Source organism: Streptomyces incarnatus (assembly GCF_001027185.1).
GTDB classification, from domain to species: Bacteria; Actinomycetota; Actinomycetes; order Streptomycetales; family Streptomycetaceae; genus Streptomyces; species Streptomyces puniciscabiei.
On the sequence record NZ_CP011497.1, the window covers coordinates 656,581 to 679,753 of the forward strand.

Consider the following 23,173-nt stretch of genomic DNA (forward strand, 5'->3'; position numbering starts at 1 on the left):
ATCTTGTCGCGAAGGCCGCTCCTTCCTTACTTTTCAGTAAGTTCACTGTGAATGCGCCCGTGTTCAGATTCCCCGCACACTCCCCCGAGGAAAGAGAGCAGTCATGCCTGCCTCCAGAACCAGGCACCTGTGCTCCGTGGCCGCGGCCCTCGCCCTGACCGCCGCCGGCCCGGCGACCGCCGCCTCCGCCGCCCCCGCCGCGAGCGGCACCTCCGACGGCCTGCGCGAGGTGCTGTTCGTCGGCGACAACTGGGACGGCACCGCCGATGTCATCAAGTCCTCCGGCGACTTCGCGAAGATCGGCCGGATCGACGTCATCCCCGACAAGGCGCAGCGGCTGGCCGAGATCAACGCCGATCCGGTCAAGTGGATCTACTACACGTCCATCCGCAACCAGGTCGGCGAGGGACACGACCAGTACGTGGACGACATGTACTCCACGCCCGACGGCAGGTCCGTGGTCGTCTCCCGGCCCAGCTTCGCCGACGTCGTCTCCATCGACCTGGCCACCGACAAGGTCAACTGGCGTTTCTCGGTGGCCGGTTACCGCGCCGACCACATGGCGGTCTCACCTGACGGCACCCGCGTCGCGGTCTCGGCGTCCACCGCGAACAAGGTGCAGGTGCTGGACATCGACACGGGCAAGGAGCTGGGTGAGTTCGACACCGGCGACAAGCCGCACGAGAACTTCTTCACGAACGGCGGCCGGTACATCTGGAACATGTCCATCGGCGAGGTGACGACGTCCCTCGACGACCCGGGCTGGGACTGGACCAAGGGCGACCGGCACATCACGATCGTCGACGCGACCACGTTCAAGCAGGTCAGGACCATTGACATGCGGCAGCGGCTGGACGCGGCCGGGCTGAAGGACTTCTCCGACGCGGTGCGGCCCGCCGCCTTCACCCCCGACTGGTCCAAGCTGTACTTCCAGGTGTCGTTCTTCAACGGCTTCCTGGAGTACGACGTCGCCGCCGACCGGATCACCCGGGTGAAGACGCTCCCGGAGAACCCGGCGACCAACCCCGACCGCACCACCTGGCTGCTGGACTCGCGCCACCACGGCATCTCGATGAACCCCGAGGGCACCAAGCTGTGTGTCGCGGGGACGATGGACAACTACGCGACCGTGGTCGACCGGGCCTCCTTCGACGTCGGTCCGCTGATCACCGCGTCGACGCCGTACTGGGCGACCGTCAGCGGCGACGGCAAGGACTGCGTCATCTCCGAGGCCGGCGCCGACCAGGTCACGGCCATCGACTTCGCCACCGGCCGGAAGGTGCTGTCCGTGCCGGTCGGCGACCATCCGCAGCGGGTCCGGCTGGGGCACGTCCAGGCCGACTGGACCGGTCCGGCGGGGAGTTGAGCGCCGTACGGTCTCCGGGGCGACCCCACTCCTCCCGGGGGCCGTACGGCTTCGTCCTTGTGGTGTCAGAAGTGCGCCGACGCCCACGCGGCCAGCTCGGACCGGGCCGCGGTCAGCAGGTCCGCCGAGGGCGCGGTGGCCCCGTTGGTCACCAGCGCGTAGTGCAGGGCACCGGAGTCCGTGTCGGTGAGCAGCAGCCGGCGGCTGCCGGTGCCGCCCGGCTCGGGGGCGACGGCGACCGGGGTGGCGGCGCCGGTGTAGGCCGGCGGGGCGAGGACCGTGCCCAGGTCGGAGACGACGGTGGTGGACGCGGTGGGGAAGGACGCCGGCAGATGCAGTTCGGTCGGTGCGCCGCCGTCGCCGGAACGCCACACCAGCAGCCCGTACTGGCCGGAGCCCACGAGCCGGGCGACGTTCGGAAGGGAACTCGGCACCGGGTTCCAGGTGAGGGTGGTGGAGCCGTCGCGGGAGCGGTCCTCGTAGGTGAAGGCGAGGGCCGTACCGGCCGTGGCGCTCGGGTAGAGGCGGTCCAGCAGGCGGGCGTCCTGGCGCAGGGTGACCGTACCGGAGGCGTCCTGGCGTACGGCGGACAGGTCCTCGTCGTTCCAGGCGTCGCCGGCGGTGCGCACCTTGTCGGGGTTGCCGTTCATCAGCTCGTGGTGCCGGCCGTCGTAGAGGTCCCACTGCCACTGGGTGCCGGAGAGCACCGGACCGGAGGCGGCCGGGTCCGTCCACCAGGTCGACCCCGGCAGGCGTGAGTCGAGGCCCTGGTACATGGCCTTCAGGACGGTCGGCGCCTTGTCGGAGACCGTGCCGGACAGCGGATGGCCGAACTCGCTGACCACGGCCGCGGTGCCGGCGGTCGCGGCGCGGTCGCGTACGGCGGCGAAGTCGGAGGCGTACTGGCCGTCGGACGCCTTTCCCCACATGAGGATGCCGGAGATGGCCTTCTGGTCGTAGAAGTGGGTGTTGAAGACGTAGCGCGGGCCCAGCGTGCCCGCGTCCAGCAGGCCGCCCTCCTGTTTCTGGGTGGAGATGTCGGCGTTCCAGAAGAGGTTGGGCTCCACGAAGGCGGGCTTGTCCCGCCATCCGGCGGCGTCCATGCGGGCGCGGAACTTCTCGTAGAACGGCCACAGCAGGTCCTTCTCCCAGGTGCGGGAGGTCTGCCCGGAGTCGTAGGAGCCGGCGTAGGGCTCGTTGTAGGGGTCGAATCCGGCGATGCCCGCGAACTCGGCCGGGTCCAGGTGTTGCTGGAGGTAGGCCATGGTCGTCTGCGCGGTGGCGAGGAAGGCGTCCTGGAGGCCTTGGGCGTTGTGCCAGAAGTCGTACTGCGCCTTCTGCACGGCCGCGTTCTGGGTGATGTTCTGGCCCCAGAAGAGACAGATGCCGCAGGACTCGGCCGGGTAACTCCCCGCGTCCACCGCCCACTTGGGGGCACCGTCGCCCGTGTACCAGCTGCCGCTGGTGAACAGGTACCGGGAGTACAGGTCCTGGTGGAAGTCCGGGAAGACGCGGATGCCCGCGTCCAGGAAGGCGCGCATCTGCTCCGTGACGGCGGCCAGATAGCCGGGGTCCACCTGGCCGCGCACGGGTTCGGCGTGCGCCCACGAGAGCAGGAAGCGGACGGTGTTCCCGCCGCCCAGGGCGCGCAGCGCGGTCGCCGACTTCTCGGCGTCGGCCACCGAGGCGAAGGGCAGCCCGCCGTTCTCCTCCAGCTTGGTCTCGCCGGAGACGTTGTAGCCGCGCAGGACGATCTCGCGCCCCTGACCGTCGGTGAGGCGGCCGCCCTGCACGGTGAGCGGGGCGCCGTCGAACCAGAGGGAGCCGGCGGGGAGGGCCGGGGTGGCGGCGGTGGCGAGCGGGCGGCCCGCCACCGTCAGGAATCCGCAGAGGACGACCAGAACAACCAGCAGACGCACCCGGATATTCGGCATGTCCACCACAGTCCGGCGATGTCCGGACAACGTCAATAGCTTCTGACTCCACAGTAAGTTGACTATCAGTCAGCACCCTGGCCTAGTCCCCCCGCCGACGCGCCATGTCGAGCAGGTACTCCTTCCGGTTCAGCGGGTTGTGGTCCGTGCGCGGCCGCTCCGGGACCGGGCCGTGGGTGACCGGCGCGTAGTGGTCGAAGGCCGTCTCCAGCTCGCCCTCGCCCCGGGTGAGACCGGGCAGCCGCTGCTCCAGCTCGTGCACCCGGGCGGCCGGCACCGTGCCCTGGAGCACGCAGACCGCGCCGGGCGCGCCGGCGGTCTCCGGTACGGCGCCCAGCCGGGCGAGCACCGGGAGCAGCGCGCCGAGCGTGTCCGCGGGGGCCTGGAGCCGGAAGCGGTGCACGGGCTCGTGCACCCGGGTGCCCGCCCGGCGCAGCGCCTCGGCCAGGACCAGCGGGGTCAGGCCCCGGAAGTCGTACCCGGTGCTCGACATGCTCTTGTCGAAGCCCTGGTGGGCGTGGCTCTGCCGGGGCGAGTAGCCGGAGTGGGTCATGGTGACCGTGCAGTCGGGGACCTGCCAGCCGTGCAGTCCCTGGCCGAGGGTCTCGCGGACGGTGTCCTCCACGGCCTTGAAGAAGGCGTACGGCATCGAGCCGAGCTCCACCTCCAGCCGGAACTCCACGCCGGCCCCGGGCGGTGCGGGCTCCACGCGCAGGCCGACGGTGGCCAGGAACGGGTTGGCGCCCTTCTTGTTGAACTCCACGGCGTGCCCGGTGCCGACGGGGCGTTCGACGCACAGGGTCGTCGTCTCGCGGAAGCCGACGTCCAGGCCGTACTCCTCGGCGAGGGTCGCCTGGATCACCTCCTTCTGCACCTCGCCGTAGAGGGACACCGAGGTCTCCCCGCGCTGTTCGTCGTGCCGGACTCCGATGAGCGGATCCTGTTCGGCCAGCTGGGTGAGCGCGAGGTGCAGCGCGCGCCGGTCCGCGCCGGGGCCGGGGACGACGACGGTCTCCAGGGTGGGCGGCGCGAAGTGGTGCGCGTACGCACGCCCCGGTCGCCCGAGCGCGTCGCCGACCCGGACCCCGCCCAGCCCCCACACCTTGACGATCCGCCCGGCGCCGGCGCTGTCCCGCCGCACCTCGGTGCCGTTCTCGAACACGCCGAGCGCGGTGACCCGGCCCTCGGCGGCCGCCTCGCGGCCCGATCCGAACGGGACCCGGTCGCGGATGCGCAGGGTGCCCCCGAGGACGCGCGCGTAGGCCACCTTCTCCCCCGCCGGGCCGCGTTCGATCTTGAAGACCGTGGCCGACAGGGGGCCGGACGGGTCGCCGCCGGCGGTGGGCAGCAGGTGCTCGATGCCGGCGATCAGTTCGGGCGCGCCCGCTCCCGTGATCGCGGAGCCGAAGTACACCGGATGGACGAGCGTGCGCCGGGTCTGGGCGGCGAGGGCGGTGCGCAGGCGGGCGTCGGACACGCCTCCGTCGAGGTAGGCGGCGAGCAGGTCGTCGTCGTGGTCGGCGAGCGCGTCCAGCGCGGCGGGGCCGAGGCCGGGGACGAAGCGGGCGGCGGGCGTGCCGAGCGCGGTGGCCTCCCCGGTCGGGACGAGCGGTACGGACAGCACGCGGGCCATCTGGGCGAGCACCGCCCGGCCGTTCGCGCCCCGCCGGTCGATCTTGTTGACGAAGATCAGCGTGGGGATCCGCAGCCGGCGCAGGGTGCGCATCAGCACCCTGGTCTGCGCCTGGACTCCCTCGACGGCCGAGACGACCAGTACGGCGCCGTCGAGCACGCCGAGCACCCGCTCGACCTCGGCGATGAAGTCCGGGTGACCGGGGGTGTCGATGAGGTTGACGGTGACGCCGTCGAGCGGGAACGAGACGACGGCGGACTTGATGGTGATGCCGCGCCGGCGTTCCAGCGCGAGGGTGTCGGTGGTGGTGCTGCCGGCGTCGACGCTGCCGATCTCGTCGATCACTCCGGCGGTGTGCAGCAGCCGTTCGGTCAGGCTGGTCTTACCGGCGTCGACATGCGCGAGAATTCCGAGATTGAGCAGATGCACTGAGCGTGATGTCCTTCGGCGCGGGGCGGATTCCTTCCTGGGCGGACATGCACGCAGCGCGCATCGCTGGTCCTCTCTGTGTGACGACGGGCACGGCGCAGTGCAGCAGACACCGGCGCCCGGCGGCAATGGATTAACGCTCAACAAAGCCCGCCGCAGCACTCGCCGTGACCGGAGCACGGCCGTAGGGTGATCTGCATCGCCTCCGGCGGCTGGAATCCCCTGGCGGAAAACCCTCACCCGCACGGTCTGGAGGGCTCATGACCCCCATCTCGGTGAACGTGGACGTGACGACCGTGCGGAGCTGCTCGGTGCTCGCCGTCCAGGCGGACGGCTGCGCGGTGACCACCCTCCAGGACCCGGGCGGGGACGACGCGTGGACGGCGCCGCGGCGGGCTGGAGCGGATGGTGCGTGAGATCCTGCCGGCGCTGGCGCGCTGGCATGCGGCCGGGGCTTTGTTCGGGCTGGCCACGGTCGTCGCGGTGAGCCGCAGTGCGCCGCGCGGCCCCGGTGCCGCCATGGCGGTGGGACCGGCCGACGAGGTCGTGGGCAGCGTGTCCGGGGGCTGCGTGGAGGGCGCGGTGTTCGAGCTGGCCCAGGAGGTGGTGGCGGACGGAGAGGCGCGCCTCGCGACCTTCGGCTACAGCGACGAGGACGCATTCGCGGTCGGGCTGACCTGCGGCGGCGAGATCACCCTGCTGGTACGGCCGGTGACGCGCGCGTCGGACCCGGCGTTCGGCGCGGTCGCCGCGTCGGTCGCCGGGGGCGAGCCGGTGACCGTGGCCACCGTCGTGGACGGACCGGCGCCGCGCGGGGCCACGCTCGCGGTCTGGCCGGACCGGGCGGCGGGCACACTCGGCGCGAGCGGCCTCGACGTAGCCGTCATCGCCGACGCCCGCGGCGAACTCGCGCTCGGCGCCTCGGTGTTGCGGCACTACGGCGCGCACGGCGAGCGCCGCGAGGACGCCGTCACCGTGTTCCTGCAGTCGTTCGCGCCGCCGCCACGCATGCTGGTCTTCGGCGCGATCGACTACGCGGCCGCCGTGGCGCGGATCGGCGACTTCCTCGGCTACCGGGTCACCGTGTGCGACGCCCGCCCGGTCTTCGCCACACCCGAACGGTTCCCGGCGGCCGTCGAGGTCGTGGTGGACTGGCCGCACCGCTATCTCGCCGGCACGGACACCGACGACCGCACCGTGATCTGTGTCCTCACCCATGACCCGAAGTTCGACGTGCCGTTGCTGCGGGAGGCCCTGCGCCGCCCGGCCGCCTACATCGGTGCGATGGGCAGCCGGAAGACCCACCAGGAGCGGCTCGAACACCTCATCGAGGCCGGGCTGACGCAGGCCGAGCTGTCCAGGCTGCGCTCACCGCTCGGCCTCGACCTCGGGGCCCGCACGCCCGAGGAGGTCGCCGTGTCCGTCGCCGCCGAGATCGTCGCGCAGCGCTGGGGCGGCAGCGGCGCGCCCCTGACCACCACCGCAGGAGCCATCCACGCGCCCGCCGTGTGACGCATCGGCATCGAAGACGCGCCGGTATCGAACTGGCCGCGCCCTGCCGGCTGGGACGGTCGGCCGAGCGGACCTCCACAGCGCGGGGCTGTGCCGATGTGCGGCTCCGCCGCACGGGCGCGAGCAGGCGAAGAGAACCCGCACCCGCCCACGAACCGGTCCCGGCAGACGGCCGGGCGCCAGGTCACCGCCGCCACGAACCGGTCCCGGCAGACGGTCGGCGCCAGGTCACCGCCGTCCCACGGACAAGGCTCCCGGCAGCAGCGCGAGGGCGAGCACCGCGGCGACCACGTACAGGCAGGCGGACGAGAAGGCCACGGCGTGGAACCCGGAGACGAACCGCCCCTGGTCCGCAGGCGTCCCGGCGGCCGCCCCCGCCAGCGCGATCCCCATCGCACCTCCGGTCTGACGCGCGGTGTTGTTGACGGCCGAGGCGAGCCCCGACCGCTCCCCGGGCACCGCGGCGATCGCAGCGGCGACCACCGCCGGTGTGACCAGCCCCAGCCCGACCCCCCACAGCAGGAACGCCGCGAGCAGCACGGGATATCCCGCACCCGGCGTGGCCCGCGGCAGCAGCGCGAGCCCGCCCGCGGCGATCAGGAACCCCGCGCCGGCCGGGAGCCGGGAGCCGATCCGGCTGGTGATGCTCCCGCCGAACGGCGCGAGGACGGCGAGCGGCGCGAACAGCGGGATGAGCATGAACCCGGCGATGAGCACGGAGTGGTGCTGCACGGACTGGAGGAACAGCGTCAGCACGAAGAGGGTGCCCAGCGTGCACAGGTTCATGATCCCGGCGGCGGTGTTGGCGGCGCCGAAGGCCGGCCGGCGCAGCAGGGCGAGCGGCAGCATCGCGTCGTCGCCGCGCCGGAGTTCCACCATCCCCAGGGCCACCAGAGTCACGACGGCGATCACCGCGGCCGCGAGGACCTCGGGCGCGGCCGCACCCAGTCGCCCGCCCTCGATGACGGCGAAAGTGACGGCGAACAGCGTGACGGCACCCAGCAGCATGCCGGGCAGGTCGAGGCGCCGGGCCTGTTCCTCCCTGCTCTCCCGCACGACCGCCGCCGACCAGATCAGCGCGAGCACCACGATCGGCACGTTGACCAGGAAGATCGCACGCCAGCCGAGCCCCTCGGTGAGCAGGCCGCCGAGCAGCGGCCCCGCGGGCAGGGCGAGGCTGCCGACGCCCGCCCACACACCGATCGCGCGGGCCCGCTCGGCCTCGCCCGGGAAGACGCGGCCGATGATGGCCAGCGTGCCCGGCAGCAGCAGCGCCGCGCCGACGCCCTGGACCACGCGGGCGGCGACGAGCACGGGCACGCCCGGGGCGAGCCCGCAGGCCAGGGACCCGGCGCCGAACACGGCGAAGCCGGTGAGCACGACGCGCTTGTGGCCGTACAGGTCCCCTGCCGTGCCGCTGGTCAGCATCAGCGCGGCGAGTGCCAGCGCGTAGCCGTCGACCACCCACTGCAGTCCGCCGACGTCCGCGCCGAGCCCGGAGCCGATCCGGGGCAGGGCGACGTTGACGATCGTGACGTCGAGGAGCACCAGGAAGTAACCGGCGCACATGACGAGGAGCACGGTGCGCGGGGAACCGGCGCGCGAGGCGGGTCGCACCGCGCGCCGCAGGAGGGTTGCCGGTGTGTGAGCCATACCCCCCGGGTACCACCCGGCACGGACAATCCCCGGATGTGCTGCTCGGGCCCGCTACCGCTGTGGCAGGCGGTGCAGGGTGACCTCGGTCAGCGTGCCGTCGGTGAGTGCGGCCGTCAGGTAGGTGCAGTGGGGCTGACGGCGGCGGTCGGTCGGGGAGCCCGGGTTGAGCAGGCGCAGGCCGGTCGGGGCGGTGGTGTCCCAGGGGATGTGGCTGTGGCCGAAGACGAGCACGTCGAGGCCGGGGAAGCGGGCGGCGCAGCGGGCTTCGCGGCCCTGGGCGGGGCCGGTCTCGTGGACGACGCCGAAGCGCAGGCCGTCCAGTTCGGCATACGCCACCTCGGGGAGCCGGGCGCGGAGCTCCGGGCCGTCGTTGTTGCCGTAGACCGCGACGAGCCGGCGGCTGCGGCTCTCCAGCAGGTCCAGGGTGGCGGTGTCGACCCAGTCGCCGGCGTGGAACACGACGTCGGCGCGCGGGAGTTCGGCCAGCAGCGGCTCAGGGAGCCGTTTCGCGCGCTTGGGCAGATGGGTGTCGGACATGAGCAGGAGGCGCACGCGGTCAGCCTAGGCGGCCCGGGAGGCCAGCCGGCGCAGGCCGCGCGCGGCGCCGAGCACCGCGGCGCCCGTGCCGAGGGCGGTGGCGGCGGGGTGCCGGGCCAGGGTCTGCTGCCAGGAGCGCGGGTGGGCGCTGTCGTCGAAGGAGCCGTGGGCGCCCTGGTCCTCGCCGGGTTCCTGGTCCGCGGGTGCGAAGAGGTTGTCCAGTCCGGCGGGCGGGACGCGGTCGGTCTGCTGGGAGTCGAAGCCGGTGCGGGCGAGGTAGCGGTCGAGCAGGGCCGGGACGAGCCGGTTGGCCCAGATGGTGGCCACGGTGCTGGCGCCGACGTAGTACTGCTTGCGGCGCGGGTGGTCGGCCGCGTACAGCACGGCCCGGGCGGCGACCTCCGGCTGGTAGATCGGCGGCACCGGCATGGGGTGCCGGGACAGCCGGGAGCGGACCCATTCGAACTGGGGGGTGTTGACCGCGGGCATCTGGACGACGGTGACGTGGACGTCGCTGCCGCGGTGCAGCAGTTCGGTGCGCAGGGAGGAGGTGAAGCCGTTGATGGCGTGCTTGGCGCCGCAGTACGCCGACTGCAGCGGGATCGACCGCTCCCCGAGGGCCGAGCCGACCTGCACGATCGTGCCCCGGTCGCGGGGCAGCATGCGCGTGAGGGCCGAGCGGGTGCCGTTGACGAAGCCGAGGTAGGTGACGTTGGTGATGCGCCGGAACTCCTCGGGGGTGATCTCGTCGAACGGCGCGAACACGGACGCGAAGGCGCAGTTGATCCACACGTCGATGGGGCCGAACTCCTTCTCCGCCGCCTCCGCGACGGCCTCGACCTGGGCCTGGTCCGCCATGTCGGCCGGCTGGACGAGGGGCCGCCCGCCGAGGGCCGCGACCTCGTCCGCCGCCGCCCTGAGGCCGCCCTCGCCGCGTGCGACCAGGACGACGTCGGCGCCGCGCCGGGCGTAGAGCCGGGCGGTGGCGCGGCCGATCCCGGCGCTGGCACCCGTGATGACGACGGTCGCAGGCATGATCATCTCCTTACCGGTGCTTCCCGATGCTTCCCGCTGCTTCCGGGCTTCCGTCTTTCCCGTGCGGTGCTGCCGCTGCCCGGTCGGCCGCCCGCTCACGCCCGCCTCCTCAGGCCCGCCGCCGCGCCCCGAGCACGACGGCGCCGGCGGCGAGTCCGGCGGCGGTCGCCGTGGTCGTCCAGCGGGCGGTGCGCGAGGGCTCGGTCGGGCGGTCGGCCAGGCGTTCCGGGTGGTCGCTGGGCAGGTTGCCGTCGAGCGCGAGCGCCAGGGCCTCGGCGAGGTGCAGGGCGCGCCGGCCGGTGCCGCCCTCCTCGATCTGGGTGCGGCAGCTGAAGCCGTCGGCGAGGACCAGGCTGTCCGGTGCGGCGGCGCGCACGGACGGCAGCACGCCCAGTTCACCGACGGCCATGGAGACCTCGTGGTGGCCGCGTTCGAAGCCGAAGTTGCCGGCGAGTCCGCAGCAGCCCTCGTCCAGGACGTCGGCGTCCAGGTGGGCGCGGCGCATCAGTTCTTCGTCGGCGTCGAACTTCATGATGGCGTGCTGGTGGCAGTGGGTCTGCACGGTCGCCTGCCGGGCGAGCCGCGGTGGCCGCCAGCCGTCGGGGGCGTGGTGGACGAGCTGTTCGGCGAGGGTGCGGACCTGTCCGGCCAGTCGCTGCACGTCCTGGTCGGCGGGCATCAGTTCGGGGGCGTCGGCGCGGAAGACGGCCGTACAGGAGGGTTCCAGGCCGATGACCGGGGTGCCCGCCTCCAGGTAGGGGCGCAGCACTCCGAGGGTGCGGGTCAGCACCTTCTTCGCCACGGTGAGCTGGCCCGTGGAGATCCAGGTCAGACCGCAGCAGACGGGTTCGGTCGGTACGGCCACCCGGAAGCCGGCGTCCTCCAGGACCCGTACGGCGGACCTGGCGATCGCGGGGTGGAAGTAGGTGCTGAAGGTGTCGGGCCACAGCACCACGGTGCGGGGGTCGGCCGGGTCCGGCTCCTGCCCGTCGCGTGCCTTCCACCACTGCACGAACGACTCCTTGGCGAACACCGGTGCCGAGCGGGCCTCGTCGATGCCCGCGAGCCGCTTGCCGGCGCGGGCCAGACCGGGCGCGTGCAGCGCGGAGTTGACCAGCGAGGGGGCGATCCGGGAGAGCCGGGCCCACACCGGGAGCCAGCCCATGGCGTAGTGGGCCGCGGGCCGCAGCCGGCCCTCGTAGTGGTGGGCCATGAACTCCGCCTTGAGCGTGGCCATGTCGACGCCGGTGGGGCAGTCGGACTTGCAGCCCTTGCAGGCCAGGCACAGGTCGAGCGCGTCGCGCACGGCGGTGGAGCGCCAGCCGTCCTCGATCGCGGAGTCGGCGTGTCCGCCGAGCATCTCGAACAGCAGCCGGGCCCGGCCGCGGGTGGAGTGCTCCTCCTCCATGGTGGCCCGGTAGGAGGGGCACATCACGCCGCCGGAGTGGCCGCGGCAGTTGCCGATGCCGACGCAGCGCATCACCGCGCGGTTGAAGGAGTGCTCGTCCTCGGGGAAGTCGAAGTGGGTCGAGGGGGTCGCGGGCCGCCAGCCGGGTCCGAGCCGCAGCTGTCCGTCGACGGGGTTGGGGTGGACGACCTTGCCGGGGTTCATCCGGTCGCGGGGGTCGAGAAGGGCCTTGAGCTCACCGAAGGCGGTCACCAGCCGCTCGCCGAACATGCGGGTGAGCAGTTCGCCGCGGGACTGGCCGTCGCCGTGCTCGCCGGACAGCGAGCCGCCGTAGGAGGCGACGAGGTCGGCCGCGCGCTCCACGAAACGGCGGAAGTCCGCCACCCCGTCGGCCGTCCGGAGGCCGAAGGGGATGCGGGTGTGGACGCAGCCCTGGCCGAAGTGGCCGTACAGGGACGGGTGGTCGTAGTCGAACTCCTCGAACAGCCCCTTCAGGTCCCGCAGATAGTCGCCGAGCCGTTCGGGCGGTACGGCGGAGTCCTCCCAGCCCTCCCAGGTCTCCCGGTCGTCCGGCGGGCGCGCGGTGACGCCGAGTCCTGCCTCGCGGGCCCTGAGCATCTTCTGCTCGCGCTCGGGATCGTCGGAGAAGGCGACGGTGCTCTCCTTCTCGTCGCGGCCGATGGCGCGCAGCAGGGCGTGGGCCTGCTCGTCCACGTCCTCCTGGCTGTCCCCGCTGTACTGCACCATCAGCCAGCTGCGGCCCTCGGGCAGTGCGTTGAGCGAGTCGAGGTAGGCGCCCTCCTCGCGCATCAGCTGCGCCATGCGGTCGTCCAGCGCCTCCAGCTGGCTGGGCGAGCAGTGCTCCAGCACGCGCGACACGTCGTCGGCGGCGGCGCAGATGTCGTCGTAGCCGAGGACCAGCAGCGACTGGTACGGCGGCACCGGGACGAGGTCCAGTTCGGCGCGCAGGACGGTGACCAGGGTGCCCTCGCTGCCGACGAGGGCCTTGGCCACGTCGAAGCCGTTCTCGGGCAGCAGGGAGTCGAGGTTGTAGCCGGAGACGCGGCGCGGGATCTTGGGATAGCCGCGGCGGATGTCGGCGAGGTACTCGGTGGCGATGCGGTCGAGGCCGGCGTAGATCTCGGCGAGCCGGCCGCCGCCGGAGATGATCCGGTCGCGTTCGTCGGGCGGGGTGGGGCCGGTCCAGGCGCGCTGTCCGTCGTAGGTGAGGATCTCCAGGCGCCGGACGTTGTCGACGGTCTTGCCGTAGGCCTGCGCGGAGGCGCCGCAGGAGTTGTTGCCGATCATGCCGCCGAGCGCGCAGTGGCTGTGGGTGGAGGGTTTCGGCCCGAACTGGAGCTTGTGCGGGGCGAGTTGCCGGTTGAGTTCGTCCAGGACGATCCCGGGTTCCACCACGCAGGTGCGGCGCTCGGGGTCGACGGAGATCAGCCGGGTGCAGTACTTGCTCCAGTCGATCACCACGGCGGTGTTGGTCGACTGTCCGGCCAGGCTGGTGCCGCCGCCCCGGGAGAGGACGGGGGCGTCGAAGCGTGCGCACACCGACAGTGCCCGGGCACCCGCCTCGACGGTGCGGGGGACGACGAGGCCCAGGGGGACCTGCCGGTAGTTGGAACCGTCCGTGGCGTAGGCACCGCGGCTGCCGGCGTCGAAGCGGACCTCGCCGTCCACCTCGGCGCGAAGAGCCGCCTCCAGGCCGGAGGTGTCCGGAGGGGTCATCTGCGCTCCCTTGAGTTCACCGACGTAAGGGTTCACCGGCGTGCTGCCCTGTCCGAGGACGGGCGAGTACCCGGCAATCACTCAGGCAAAACTGAACAGTCCGAGCTGGACAGTTTCGACTGCTGGTCCTAGGGTGGACGGCATGGCTGACATCTCCGACTCCGCCGCCCGCGCCGCGCGCGATCTGCGCGTGGTGTTCAGCCGGCTGCGGCGCCGTATCCGCGAGGTCGCGCAGGACACCGACCTCAGCCCCTCCCAGGAGTCGGCGCTCACCCTGGTCGGCAAGCACGGCGCGGCCACGGCCAGCGCACTCGCCGCCGCCGAGGGCGTGCGCCCGCAGTCCATGGCGACCACGCTGGGCGTGCTGGAGCGGCACGGCCTGATCCGGCGCGCCCCCGACCCCGACGACGGCCGCCGCCAGCTGGTCACCCTGACCGACGCCGGGCGGGCCCGGGTCGAGGGCAACCGCCAGGTCCGCGAGGAGTGGCTCGCCCGCGCCTTCCAGGACCGCTTCACGGAGGAGGAACGGCAGACGGTCCTGAGCGCCCTGGAGCTGATGGAACGCCTGTCGCGGCAGTGACACCGAGGCTCACCGGACGCACCGGGAAGGCCACCCGCCCGGCCCCCGCCGGATCCGCCCGCCGTCTGATCCCGCCGATGCCGTCCGGCTCGGTCCTCGACCCGGTCAACTCCTCGACGACCGCCGTGGCCCCGGTGCCGATCGGCATCGCCTTCGCCACCCCGCCCGCCGAGACCGCCTGGCTGGTCCCGGGCGCTGGGGGCGTCCGCCGCCATCGCGGCGCTCTGCCTGCACCACGCCGACGCGGCCGGGCTGCACGGCCTGGCCCGTTCATGCTCGCCGGCTCAGCGCTGCTGCCGGCGACAGTCCTGCCGGGCCGCTCTCTGAGTCGGCTCGGTACCACCACAACCACTGGAAAGGCCTGACCGACTCATGTCGCTCACCACGCTCGACCCCCGTACCGCCCTCGTCGCGATCGACCTGCAGAACGGCATCGTGGGCATGCCCGTCCGGCCGCACGCGGCCGCGGACGTCGTCTCCCGCACGGCCGAACTGGCCGAGGCCTTCCGGTCGCGCGACCTTCCGGTGGTGCTGGTCCGCGTCTCCTTCGCGCCCGACTGGGCCGACGCCGTCCCCGGCCGCACCGAGGCCCAGGCGCGCGGCCTCGCCTTCCCCGAGGGCTGGGACACCGTCGTGGAGGAGCTGTCCGGCCACCCCGGCGACATCCGCGTCACCAAGCACAACTGGAGCGCCTTCCACGGCACCGACCTGGACGTCCAGCTGCGCCGCCGCGGCATCACCCAGATCGTGCTGACCGGCATCGCCACCAGCATCGGTGTGGAGTCCACCGCCCGCGACGCCTACGCCCACGGCTACCACGTCACCCTCGCCACCGACGCGATGGCCGACGCCGCCCCCGAGGCGCACGCGAACAGCGTCGAGCGGATCTTCCCGCGGCTCGGCGAGAGCGGCACGACCGCCGAGATCCTTCAGCTGCTCGCCAAGACGCACGCCTGACCTGCCGGAGCCGTCCCTCGCGGGGTGCCCGGACATCCCCGCGAGGAGCCGGGCCTGCATGCGGCCACGCCCAGCGTGTCACCAACGGCAGGCGATCCAAGGGGACTTGGAGCCGGATGCGGGCGCGTGCGCCGGCCGGTACGGGGGGTACGGCGGCTGCTGGGCGGGATACTGGGGACGTTGACGGGGACCACCACGACGACACGGAAGGCATGACGGCGTGCGGCAACTGGGGATAGGCGACGCCTGGGTGCTGGAGCCCCAGGTGTTCCCGGACGACCGGGGCAGCTTCCACGAGTGGTACCGGGGCGCGGAGTTCCGCGAGGCCACCGGCTACGACCTCGGGCTCGTCCAGGCCAACTGCTCGGTGTCCCGGCGGGGCGTGCTGCGCGGCATCCACTTCGCCGACGTACCACCCGGCCAGGCCAAGTACGTGACCTGTGTGCGCGGAGCCGTCCTCGACGTGGTCGTGGACATCCGCGTCGGCTCCCCCAGCTACGCGCGGTGGGAGGCCGTACGGCTGGACGAGGACACCCGGCGCGCGGTGTTCCTCGCCGAGGGCCTCGGCCACGCCTTCATGGCGCTCACCGACGACGCCACCGTGGTGTACCTGTGCTCGGCCGGGTACGCGCCGGGGCGCGAGCACGGGATACACCCGCTCGACCCGGCGCTGGGCATCGCCTGGCCCGACGGCGTCGGTCCGGTGCTGTCGTCCAGGGACGCCGAGGCGCCCTCACTGGCCGAGGCGGAGCGGTCCGGGCTGCTGCCGGCGTACGCGGACTGCTCCGCCCACTACCGGCGGCTGCGCTCCGGGGAGTTCAGCGGCTGAGGGCAGTCGCGGTTCGCGCTGACCCGGTGGAGTTCCTGGAGGAACTCATGCCGTTTCACTCAGGACCTCTCCTTGCGGATGTGCGGCAGTGCCTCGTGCAGGGCGGACCGCCAGTCTCTGAGCGGTGCCAGACCGGCGGTCCGCCAGCGGTCGTGGCCGAGGACGCTGTAGGCGGGCCGGGGCGCGGGCCGGACGAAGGCCCGGCTGTCGGTGCGACGCACGCGGTCCGGGGCGGCTCCGGCCTGCCGGAACACCTCGCGCGCCAGCTCGTACCAGGTGGCCTCGCCCGCGTTGGTGGCGTGGAAGACGCCTGACGCCGCGGTGGCGCCGAGGTCGGCGATCCGGGCGGCCACGTCCGCGCTCCAGGTGGGCTGCCCGCGCTGGTCGTCCACCACGTCGACGGTGTCGCGGGTGGCCTCCAGCTCGAGCATGGTGCGCACGAAGTTCCTGCCGTGGGCGCCGTACAGCCAGGCGGTGCGCAACACAGCGGATCCGCCGGGGAGTTCGGCGAGCACGGCCCGCTCCCCGGCGAGCTTGGTGCGGCCGTAGGCGGTGCGCGGGGCCGGCGGATGGTCCTCGGGGTAGGGGGAGGTGCGGGCCTCGCCGGAGAAGACGTAGTCGGTGGAGACGTGGATCAGGCGGGCGCCCCGCGCGGCGCAGGCGCGGGCGAGCTGCCGCGGGCCCTCGCCGTTGACCAGCAGCGCGCGGTCCTCGTCGGTCTCGGCGGCGTCCACGGCCGTGTAGGCGGCGCAGTTGACCACGACGTCGGGCCGGTGGTCGCTCAACGCCCGTTGTACGGCGGCCGGTTCGGTGATGTCGAGGGCGGCGCGGGTGACGCCCGTGACGTCCTCGCCGCGCCCGCGCAGTTCGTGCACGGTGTCGTGGCCGAGCATGCCGCCCGCGCCGGTGACCAGCCACCTCACATCCCGCTCCGTCGCTTCAGCGGCTCCCACCAGGCGCGGTGGTCGCGGTACCAGGCGACGGTCTCGGCGAGCCCGGCGGTGAAGTCGCGGCGCGGACGGTAGCCGAGTTCGTCGCGGGCCTTGCTCCAGTCGACCGAGTAGCGCAGGTCGTGGCCCTTGCGGTCGGCGACGTACTCGACCCGGTCCCAGCCGGCGCCGCAGGCGTCGAGGAGCAGGCCGGTCAGTTCCCTGTTGCTCAGCTCGGTGCCGCCGCCGATGTTGTAGACCTCGCCGGGGCGGCCCTGGGTGCGCACGAGGTCGATGCCGTGGCAGTGGTCGTCGACGTGCAGCCAGTCGCGGACGTTGCGGCCGTCGCCGTAGAGCGGCACGTTCAGGCCGTCGAGGAGGTTGGTGACGAAGAGCGGGACGACCTTCTCGGGGAACTGGTGCGGGCCGTAGTTGTTGGAGCAGCGGGTGACCCGCACGTCCAGGCCGTGGGTGCGGTGGTAGGCCAGAGCCAGGAGGTCGGAGGAGGCCTTGGAGGCGGAGTACGGCGAGTTGGGGGCGAGCGGGTGCTCTTCCGGCCAGGAGCCGGTCTCGATGGAGCCGTAGACCTCGTCGGTGGAGATGTGCACGAACGGGCCGGTGCCATGGCGCAGGGCCGCGTCCAGCAGGGTCTGGGTGCCGAGGACGTTGGTGCGGACGAACTCCCCCGCGCCCTCGATGGACCGGTCGACGTGCGACTCGGCGGCGAAGTGCACGACCTGGTCGGCGTCGGCCATCAGCTTGTCGACCAGGCCGGCGTCGCAGATGTCGCCCTGCACGAAGTCGAGCCGGGGATGTCCGGTGGGGAGGTTGGTGAGGGTGCCGGCGTAGGTGAGTTTGTCCAGCACGGTGACGCGGGGCGCGCCGGGCGGGTCGGCGGCGAGGAGCATACGGACGTAGGCCGAGCCGATGAACCCGGCGGCGCCGGTGACGAGGAGGTTCATGAAGGGATCCGCACCTTGCCGTGGTCTCCGGGGACGAGTCGGTGGGCACTGGGTCCCCCGGCCGCCGGGGTCACCTCGACATGCCGGCCGGTCGGCGAGGACCCGATCCGGCCCGCCCCGGCGACGGACGAGGCCGGGCCGACGATCCGGGAGTCGGCCACGGCGCCGAGGAAGTCACAGGCGCTCAGGACGGCGAGGCCGTCGCCCGGCACGGGCTTGTCGGCCATCGGCACCAGCTGTTTCTCCGAGGTGCGCGTGATCGGTCGCAGCCGGGTGCCGGAGCCTCCGGAAAGCACCAGAGCCTTCATTCGCCACACCCTAACGGCGAACGGCAGTCTCGGACCTTTGTTTGCGTGACCGGGTCGTCACGACGGCATGACTCGGGCGTCGTTCAGGCTCCTACGGAACCTCGGTCCTCGCACCTCAACCTCAGTCCTCGCCCCGCACGATGTTGTCGTCCGCGGCGGCGCCCTGCCGCCGCGCGGAGCGGCGGTCCACGACGGCGGGGAGACATGTGCGCACTCCCCGGTCCCGGCGTCGGCGGGCCTTGGCCCAGCCGGTCTCGGCATAGGGCAGGGCGGGTTTGTCACTGGGATGCGCGGGCGCGGTCACGTCGTCCATCTTCCTTCTGCGTCGTGCGCCGGGCGGGGGCGGTGCGCCGGCCCCGCCCGGCCGGTGTGGTGCGATCTGTGCCCCACCGGGTCCCCGCGGTGCCGCGCCCGCAAACGCCGCGCCGGCTCAGGTCCGGCCGCCGCCCCCGCCGCCGAAGGACCCGCTGGACCCGGGCGACCAGCGCGGACGGCGCTGGTCGTCGGCGCGCCGGGAGCGGACGTTGCCGATCTGGTAGGGGGTGAGCCGCTCGCTGTCGTCGGCGGCCCGGGGCATCTCGTCCGGTTCCCGCATCTCGAGGGTCTCGCGGACGGGCCCCGACGCGGGCACCCTGGGCTGCTCGTCGGGTCGCGGCGGGTCCGGTTCGCCCTGGCGCACCTTGAAACCGAGCCGGAAGGCCCAGATCAGTCCGGCGACGCAGGCGACTCCCGCGAGCAGGATGAGGACGTACCCGAACACCTGGGCGCCCTGGGCGGCTGTGTGCATGGCGGAGTTCATGGCCGTCGGGTACCCGGCCGAGCGGCGGATACGACCCGGGGTGGGAGGGCGTGGCGCACGGGAGGCCGCAGGTCACGGGGAGTAGCGTCACCCGCGATGACGGAACTACCGGAAATGTCGGACACCCACGAGGTCGTCGTACGCTACACGGCGCCCGCGCCGCGGCCCGGCCGTGCCCTGCTGCGCTGGGTCTCCACCGCCGACCACAAGGTGATCGGCCGGCTCTACATGGTCACGGCGTTCTGCTTCTTCCTGTTCGCGGGGCTGCTCGCGCTCGGGATGCGCGCGGAACTCGCCCGGCCGGGGCTGCAGTTCCTGAGCGAGCACGGCTACGACGAGTTCTTCACGATCCACGGCACGATCATGATGCTCCTGTTCGCGACGCCGATGTTCGCCGGGTTCGCCAACGCCGTGATGCCGCTGCAGATCGGCGCGCCCGACCTGGCCTTCCCCCGGCTGAACGCGATGTCGTACTGGATGTTCCTCTTCGGCGGCCTGATGGTGGTCTCCGGCTTTCTGGTGCCCGGCGGGGCGGCGGCGTTCGGCTGGTTCGCCTACGCCCCGCTGAACAGCGCCTACTTCTCCCCCGGCGCGGGGGGCGACCTGTGGGCGATGGGGCTGGTGGTCTCGGGCGTGTCGACGACGCTCACCGCGGTCAACTTCATCACGACCATCCTGTCCCTGCGGGCACCGGGCCTGACGATGTTCCGGATGCCGATCTTCACCTGGAACGTGCTGTTCACCTCGATCCTGATCCTGCCCGCGTTCCCGGTGCTCACGGCGGCGCTGCTGGCGCTGGAGGCGGACCGCAAGTTCGGGGCGCACGTCTTCGACGCGGCGAACGGCGGCGCGCTGCTGTGGCAGCACCTGTTCTGGTTCTTCGGGCACCCGGAGGTCTACATCGTGGCGCTGCCGTTCTTCGGGATCATCTCGGAGATCCTGCCGGTGTTCTCCCGCAAGCCGCTGTTCGGTTATCTGCCGATGATCGGGGCGACGATCGCCATCACCATGCTGTCGGCGGTGGTGTGGGCGCACCACATGTTCGCCACCGGCGCGGTGCTGCTGCCGTTCTTCTCCATCATGTCGTTCCTGATCGCGGTGCCGACCGGCATCAAGTTCTTCGCCTGGATCGGCACGATGACGAACGGCTCGGTGTCCTTCGAGACGCCGATGCTGTGGTCGATGGGCTTCCTCGTGTCGTTCCTGCTGGGCGGGCTGAGCGGGGTGCTGATCGCCTCGCCGCCGCTGGACTTCCATCTGACCGACACCTACTTCATCGTGGCGCATCTGCACTACGTGCTGTTCGGCACCGTGGTGTTCGCGATGTTCGCCGGGTTCTACTTCTGGTGGCCGAAGTTCACCGGGAAGATGCTGGACGAGCGGCTCGGCAAGCTGCACTTCTGGCTGCTGTTCCCGGCGTTCCAGCTGACCTTCCTGGTGCAGCACTGGCTCGGCGAGCAGGGCATGCCCCGCCGGTACGCGGACTATCTGCCCGAGGACGGCTTCACCCTGCTCAACTCCCTGTCGTCGGCGGGCGCGTTCCTGCTGGGCGTCTCCACCCTGCCGTTCCTCTACAACGTGTGGCGCACTGCGAAAACGGGCGAGAAGGTCACCGTGGACGACCCGTGGGGGTGGGGGCGCGGCCTGGAGTGGGCGACCTCCTGCCCGCCGCCCCGGCACAACTTCGTGGCGCTGCCCCGGATCCGCTCCGAGTCCCCGGCGTTCGACCTGCACCATCCGGAGGTCGAGAGCCCGGCCGGAGAGGAGCTGGCGCGATGAAGGCGGAGGCGCTGCTGTTCGGCGGGGTCGCGGCGTTCTTCGGCGTGTCCGCGGCGCTGTACGGGATGTGGTCGGGGGAGGAGGCGGGCACGGTCGCGCTGGTCGTCGCGTGCGGGATGGCCGGACTGGTCGCGTTCTTCTGCCTGATCCAGTACCGGCGCCGGGGCTCGCGGGCCCAGGACCGCACCGGGGCGGAGGTGGCGGACGCGGCCGGGCCGGTGGCGTTCTTCCCCGACGAGAGCCTGTTCCCGATCGTCACCGCGCTGGGTTTCGCGCTGACGGCGACCGGTGTGGTCTTCGGCCTGTGGCTGTTCCTCATCGGCCTGGGCGTTCTGGCGCGCGGGGTGTTCGGGCTGGTGTTCCAGTACGCACATCGGTGAGCGGTCTGCGCGGGGCACCGGGCCGGAACGCCTCCACGGGCTCGTGGTCGGTCTCGTAGCCGCCGGTGACGCTCTGCCGGATCTCGCCCGTGGGCACTCCCTCGGCCAGCCGCTCGTTCTCGGCCGCGGTCAGGGCCCGGCACAGCCACCGGGCGACCAGGAAGGCGAGGACCGGCGCCACGAGGAAGGCCACGCGCAGCACCCAGGTGATGGCGTTGACGGAGACGTGGAAGGTCTGGGCGATGACGTCGTTGCCGCCGGCCAGCAGCAGCACGCCGTACCACACCGTGCCCGCCACGCCGAGGCCGGTGCGCACCGGCCGCTCGCGGGGCCGGTCGCACAGGTGCCGCTCGGCCCACCACTCCCCCGTCAGCCGCTGCTCCACGAACGGATAGGCGTACAGCACCGCGAACAGCAGGCCGGGCAGGACGACCGCGGGCAGCAGGACGTTCCACATCACGGTGTGTCCCGCGACGTTCGTCTCCCACGGCGGGACCAGCCGCAGCGCGCCCTCCAGGAAGCCGACGTACCAGTCGGGCTGGGAGGCGGTGGAGACCTGGTCGGGGCGGTAGGGGCCGTAGTTCCACACCGGGTTGACCTGGGCGATGCCCGCCAGCAGCACCAGCACACCGGTGACGATGATGGCGAGGCCGCCGGAGGAGCCGGTGAACTGCGGGAGGAACGGCTTGCCGACGGCGTTGCGGTTGGTGTGGCCCGGGCCGCGCCACTGGGTGTGCTTGAGGTGCACCACCAGGATCAGGTGCACGGCGACCAGGGCGAGGAGAGCGCCCGGCAGCAGCAGGATGTGCACCGGGTACAGGCGGGTGATGATGTCGTGGCCCGGGTACTGGCCGCCGAAGACGAAGAAGGCCACGTACGTGCCGACGACCGGGATCGACTGCATGATGCCCTGCGCGATGCGCAGTCCGGTGCCGGAGAGCAGGTCGTCGGGGAGCGAGTAGCCGGCGAAGCCCTCGGCGAGCGAGACCGCGAACAGGGTCACCCCGATCACCCAGTTCAGCTCGCGCGGCCGGCGGAAGGCGCCGGTGAAGAAGATCCGCAGCAGGTGGGCGCCGATCGCGGCGACGAAGACCAGCGCGGCCCAGTGGTGGGTCTGCCGCATCAGCAGTCCGCCGCGCACGTCGAAGCTGATGTGCAGGGTGGAGTCGAACGCGGCCGACATGCGCACCCCGCGCAGCGGCACATAGGAGCCCGCGTAGACGACCTCGCGCATCTCCGGCTGGAAGAACAGGGTGAGCCAGACCCCGGTCAGGACCAGCACCAGCAGGCTGTACAGGGCGAGTTCACCGAGCAGGAAGGACCAGTGGTCGGGGAACGCCTTGCGCAGCAGCGCGCCGCCCTCGTACACGGGCAGCCGGGTGTCCGCGGCGTCCACGAGCCGCTCGGCGCGGCGGCCGGCTCGGCTCATGCGTCCCCGGGCTCCGCCGCCGCGCGAGCCACCTCGGCCTCCACCTCGGGGCGCGGCCGGCCCGTCTCCCTCGCGAACTCGCTCACCGCCGTCTGCACGTCCCGGGCCAGGTCCCGCCAGGCGCGCAGCGCGGTCTCGTACGTGCCCGACTGGGCGCCGGTCATCCGCCGCTCGGCCGGCGGACCGTAGGTGTCCCGCAGCTCCTCGACCGTGGCGTGTGCCGCGTCGGCCGCGCGCTGCTTCTGCACGAGTTCGTCGAAGGTGTGCACCACACCAATCGACCCTAGGCACCCCTCCCGCGATACGCCTCCCCAAGCCCCGCCAACCTGCCGAAACGCACCCGTGTGGCGGTCAGGCGACGGGGGTGGCGGTCAGCCGACGGGCGGGGCCACGGGCAACCGAGCGGCGGGGACGACGGGGCGCGAGCACGCGGACAGCCGACGGGAGGGGCCACGGGCAGCCGAGCGGCGGGCGACGGGGCGCGAGCAGGCGGACACCCTGCGGCGGCGCGACAGCCGGGCGACAGGTACGGAGGAAACCGGCGGGTGTGGGCGGTCGGCCGACGGGCGGGGGCCACGGGCAACCGAGCGGCGCGGACGACGGGGCGCAAGCACGCGGACAGCCGACAGGCGGGGCCACGGGCAGCCGAGCGGCGCGGACGACGGGGCGCAAGCACGCGGACAGCCGACGGGCAGAGCCACGGGCAACCGAGCGGCGCGGACGACGGGGCGCGAGCACGCGGGCAGCCGACGGGCGGGGCCACGGGCAGCCCATGGGCGGGGCCACGGGCAGCCCATGGGCGGGAACGACGGGCGCGAGTAGGCGGTCCGCCACGGATGGGGACGGGCAGCCCAGGGGTGAGGGTGGACGGGGACGACGGGAACAGGGACCGACGCACGGTGGGTCCCGCTGTCCCGCTGGTCGTTGGCTGCCGTGCCGGTCTCTCCGCCGCCCTCCTCTGTCGGCTTACCCGC

General features: G+C 72.7%; 20 protein-coding genes and 1 pseudogene. 8 read left to right on the forward strand and 13 right to left on the reverse strand.

The window, feature by feature from the left end; all coding sequences use genetic code 11:
* Window positions 1–103 precede the first annotated feature (103 nt).
* Window positions 104–1,366, forward strand: a complete 1,263-nt coding sequence (locus tag ABB07_RS02855; RefSeq protein ID WP_208897070.1) for a YncE family protein — start codon at window positions 104–106, stop codon at window positions 1,364–1,366.
* Between the two features lie 65 nt (window positions 1,367–1,431).
* Here the strand turns inward: ABB07_RS02855 and ABB07_RS02860 are convergent, their stop codons facing one another.
* Together ABB07_RS02860 and ABB07_RS02865 are read right to left on the reverse strand one after the other, a co-directional pair.
* Window positions 1,432–3,300 (reverse strand): cellulase family glycosylhydrolase, encoded by a 1,869-nt coding sequence (locus ABB07_RS02860; protein ID WP_208897071.1) that lies wholly within the window; start codon window positions 3,298–3,300, stop codon window positions 1,432–1,434.
* A gap of 82 nt (window positions 3,301–3,382) precedes the next feature.
* Window positions 3,383–5,362 carry an elongation factor G gene (locus ABB07_RS02865; protein WP_208897072.1) on the reverse strand — a complete coding sequence of 660 codons (1,980 nt, stop codon included), beginning with the start codon at window positions 5,360–5,362 and terminating at the stop codon, window positions 3,383–3,385.
* A gap of 260 nt (window positions 5,363–5,622) precedes the next feature.
* On the opposite strand from ABB07_RS02865, the gene ABB07_RS02870 reads away from it, so the two are divergent.
* Entirely contained in the window at window positions 5,623–5,778 is a 156-nt protein-coding gene (locus ABB07_RS02870; protein WP_208897073.1) for a (2Fe-2S)-binding protein, read from the forward strand.
* On the forward strand, window positions 5,771–6,874 hold the full coding sequence (locus ABB07_RS02875) for an XdhC family protein (protein WP_208903247.1): 1,104 nt from the start codon (window positions 5,771–5,773) through the stop codon (window positions 6,872–6,874). Before ABB07_RS02870 ends, ABB07_RS02875 begins: the two co-directional genes overlap by 8 nt.
* Window positions 6,875–7,102: 228 nt before the next feature.
* Here ABB07_RS02875 and ABB07_RS02880 read toward each other — a convergent pair whose 3' ends face one another.
* The 4 genes from ABB07_RS02880 to ABB07_RS02895 all read right to left on the reverse strand — a co-directional run bounded on the left by ABB07_RS02880 (window position 7,103) and on the right by ABB07_RS02895 (window position 13,247).
* A complete protein-coding gene (locus ABB07_RS02880) occupies window positions 7,103–8,527 on the reverse strand; it encodes an MFS transporter (protein WP_244189194.1) in 1,425 nt (474 codons plus the stop codon).
* 54 nt (window positions 8,528–8,581) lie between these two features.
* Entirely contained in the window at window positions 8,582–9,082 is a 501-nt protein-coding gene (locus ABB07_RS02885) for a metallophosphoesterase family protein (RefSeq protein WP_208897074.1), read from the reverse strand.
* A 9-nt stretch (window positions 9,083–9,091) separates the two neighbouring features.
* Window positions 9,092–10,102: an SDR family oxidoreductase gene (locus ABB07_RS02890; RefSeq protein ID WP_208897075.1), complete on the reverse strand. Its 1,011-nt coding sequence runs from the start codon at window positions 10,100–10,102 to the stop codon at window positions 9,092–9,094.
* Between the two features lie 109 nt (window positions 10,103–10,211).
* The gene (locus tag ABB07_RS02895; protein ID WP_208897076.1) at window positions 10,212–13,247 is read right to left on the reverse strand and encodes an FAD-binding and (Fe-S)-binding domain-containing protein; all 3,036 of its coding nucleotides are present in this window, start codon (window positions 13,245–13,247) and stop codon (window positions 10,212–10,214) included.
* A 142-nt stretch (window positions 13,248–13,389) separates the two neighbouring features.
* On the opposite strand from ABB07_RS02895, the gene ABB07_RS02900 reads away from it, so the two are divergent.
* From ABB07_RS02900 to rfbC, 3 genes are all read left to right on the forward strand, one after another.
* Entirely contained in the window at window positions 13,390–13,827 is a 438-nt protein-coding gene (locus tag ABB07_RS02900) for a MarR family winged helix-turn-helix transcriptional regulator (protein WP_208897077.1), read from the forward strand.
* Between the two features lie 372 nt (window positions 13,828–14,199).
* The gene (locus ABB07_RS02905; protein ID WP_208897078.1) at window positions 14,200–14,784 is read left to right on the forward strand and encodes a hydrolase; all 585 of its coding nucleotides are present in this window, start codon (window positions 14,200–14,202) and stop codon (window positions 14,782–14,784) included.
* Window positions 14,785–15,004: 220 nt separating this feature from the next.
* On the forward strand, window positions 15,005–15,613 hold the full coding sequence (rfbC, locus tag ABB07_RS02910) for a dTDP-4-dehydrorhamnose 3,5-epimerase (protein ID WP_208897079.1): 609 nt from the start codon (window positions 15,005–15,007) through the stop codon (window positions 15,611–15,613).
* Between the two features lie 59 nt (window positions 15,614–15,672).
* Here the strand turns inward: rfbC and rfbD are convergent, their stop codons facing one another.
* From rfbD to ABB07_RS02940, 5 genes and pseudogenes are all read right to left on the reverse strand, one after another.
* Window positions 15,673–16,536: a dTDP-4-dehydrorhamnose reductase gene (rfbD, locus tag ABB07_RS02915; RefSeq protein ID WP_208897080.1), complete on the reverse strand. Its 864-nt coding sequence runs from the start codon at window positions 16,534–16,536 to the stop codon at window positions 15,673–15,675.
* Window positions 16,533–17,504 carry a dTDP-glucose 4,6-dehydratase gene (gene rfbB, locus ABB07_RS02920; RefSeq protein WP_208897081.1) on the reverse strand — a complete coding sequence of 324 codons (972 nt, stop codon included), beginning with the start codon at window positions 17,502–17,504 and terminating at the stop codon, window positions 16,533–16,535. The genes rfbD and rfbB overlap by 4 nt, the downstream gene beginning before the upstream one ends.
* A gap of 182 nt (window positions 17,505–17,686) precedes the next feature.
* Window positions 17,687–17,812 (reverse strand): annotated as a pseudogene (locus tag ABB07_RS02930) (sugar phosphate nucleotidyltransferase); the annotation flags it as partial.
* A gap of 121 nt (window positions 17,813–17,933) precedes the next feature.
* Window positions 17,934–18,125: a hypothetical protein gene (locus ABB07_RS02935; RefSeq protein WP_208897082.1), complete on the reverse strand. Its 192-nt coding sequence runs from the start codon at window positions 18,123–18,125 to the stop codon at window positions 17,934–17,936.
* Window positions 18,126–18,242: 117 nt separating this feature from the next.
* Window positions 18,243–18,611: a DUF6479 family protein gene (locus tag ABB07_RS02940; RefSeq protein WP_244189195.1), complete on the reverse strand. Its 369-nt coding sequence runs from the start codon at window positions 18,609–18,611 to the stop codon at window positions 18,243–18,245.
* Between the two features lie 114 nt (window positions 18,612–18,725).
* Between ABB07_RS02940 and ctaD the strand changes: the two genes are divergently transcribed.
* Together ctaD and ctaF are read left to right on the forward strand one after the other, a co-directional pair.
* Window positions 18,726–20,390: an aa3-type cytochrome oxidase subunit I gene (ctaD, locus tag ABB07_RS02945; protein WP_208897083.1), complete on the forward strand. Its 1,665-nt coding sequence runs from the start codon at window positions 18,726–18,728 to the stop codon at window positions 20,388–20,390.
* A complete protein-coding gene (ctaF, locus tag ABB07_RS02950) occupies window positions 20,387–20,770 on the forward strand; it encodes an aa3-type cytochrome oxidase subunit IV (RefSeq protein WP_208897084.1) in 384 nt (127 codons plus the stop codon). The genes ctaD and ctaF overlap by 4 nt, the downstream gene beginning before the upstream one ends.
* On the opposite strand, the gene qcrB is transcribed toward ctaF, so the two are convergent.
* Both qcrB and ABB07_RS02960 read right to left on the reverse strand, forming a co-directional pair.
* Window positions 20,706–22,199 (reverse strand): cytochrome bc1 complex cytochrome b subunit, encoded by a 1,494-nt coding sequence (gene qcrB, locus ABB07_RS02955; protein ID WP_208897085.1) that lies wholly within the window; start codon window positions 22,197–22,199, stop codon window positions 20,706–20,708. The genes ctaF and qcrB overlap by 65 nt on opposite strands.
* The gene (locus ABB07_RS02960) at window positions 22,196–22,471 is read right to left on the reverse strand and encodes a hypothetical protein (protein ID WP_208897086.1); all 276 of its coding nucleotides are present in this window, start codon (window positions 22,469–22,471) and stop codon (window positions 22,196–22,198) included. Before ABB07_RS02960 ends, qcrB begins: the two co-directional genes overlap by 4 nt.
* Window positions 22,472–23,173 lie beyond the last annotated feature (702 nt).

Bases quoted from the DNA above. Each gene is read 5' to 3' on its own strand.
- ABB07_RS02890 (WP_208897075.1), bottom strand. From the start codon at position 10,102: ATGCCTGCGACCGTCGTCATCACGGGTGCCAGCGCCGGGATCGGCCGC.
- ABB07_RS02895 (WP_208897076.1), bottom strand. From the start codon at position 13,247: ATGACCCCTCCGGACACCTCCGGCCTGGAGGCGGCTCTTCGCGCCGAG.
- ABB07_RS02855 (WP_208897070.1), top strand. From the start codon at position 104: ATGCCTGCCTCCAGAACCAGGCACCTGTGCTCCGTGGCCGCGGCCCTC.
- ctaD (WP_208897083.1), top strand. From the start codon at position 18,726: ATGTCGGACACCCACGAGGTCGTCGTACGCTACACGGCGCCCGCGCCG.
- ABB07_RS02880 (WP_244189194.1), bottom strand. From the start codon at position 8,527: ATGGCTCACACACCGGCAACCCTCCTGCGGCGCGCGGTGCGACCCGCC.
- ABB07_RS02900 (WP_208897077.1), top strand. From the start codon at position 13,390: ATGGCTGACATCTCCGACTCCGCCGCCCGCGCCGCGCGCGATCTGCGC.
- rfbB (WP_208897081.1), bottom strand. From the start codon at position 17,504: ATGAACCTCCTCGTCACCGGCGCCGCCGGGTTCATCGGCTCGGCCTAC.
- ABB07_RS02935 (WP_208897082.1), bottom strand. From the start codon at position 18,125: ATGGACGACGTGACCGCGCCCGCGCATCCCAGTGACAAACCCGCCCTG.
- qcrB (WP_208897085.1), bottom strand. From the start codon at position 22,199: ATGAGCCGAGCCGGCCGCCGCGCCGAGCGGCTCGTGGACGCCGCGGAC.
- ctaF (WP_208897084.1), top strand. From the start codon at position 20,387: ATGAAGGCGGAGGCGCTGCTGTTCGGCGGGGTCGCGGCGTTCTTCGGC.
- ABB07_RS02860 (WP_208897071.1), bottom strand. From the start codon at position 3,300: ATGCCGAATATCCGGGTGCGTCTGCTGGTTGTTCTGGTCGTCCTCTGC.
- ABB07_RS02940 (WP_244189195.1), bottom strand. From the start codon at position 18,611: ATGAACTCCGCCATGCACACAGCCGCCCAGGGCGCCCAGGTGTTCGGG.
- ABB07_RS02870 (WP_208897073.1), top strand. From the start codon at position 5,623: ATGACCCCCATCTCGGTGAACGTGGACGTGACGACCGTGCGGAGCTGC.
- ABB07_RS02905 (WP_208897078.1), top strand. From the start codon at position 14,200: ATGTCGCTCACCACGCTCGACCCCCGTACCGCCCTCGTCGCGATCGAC.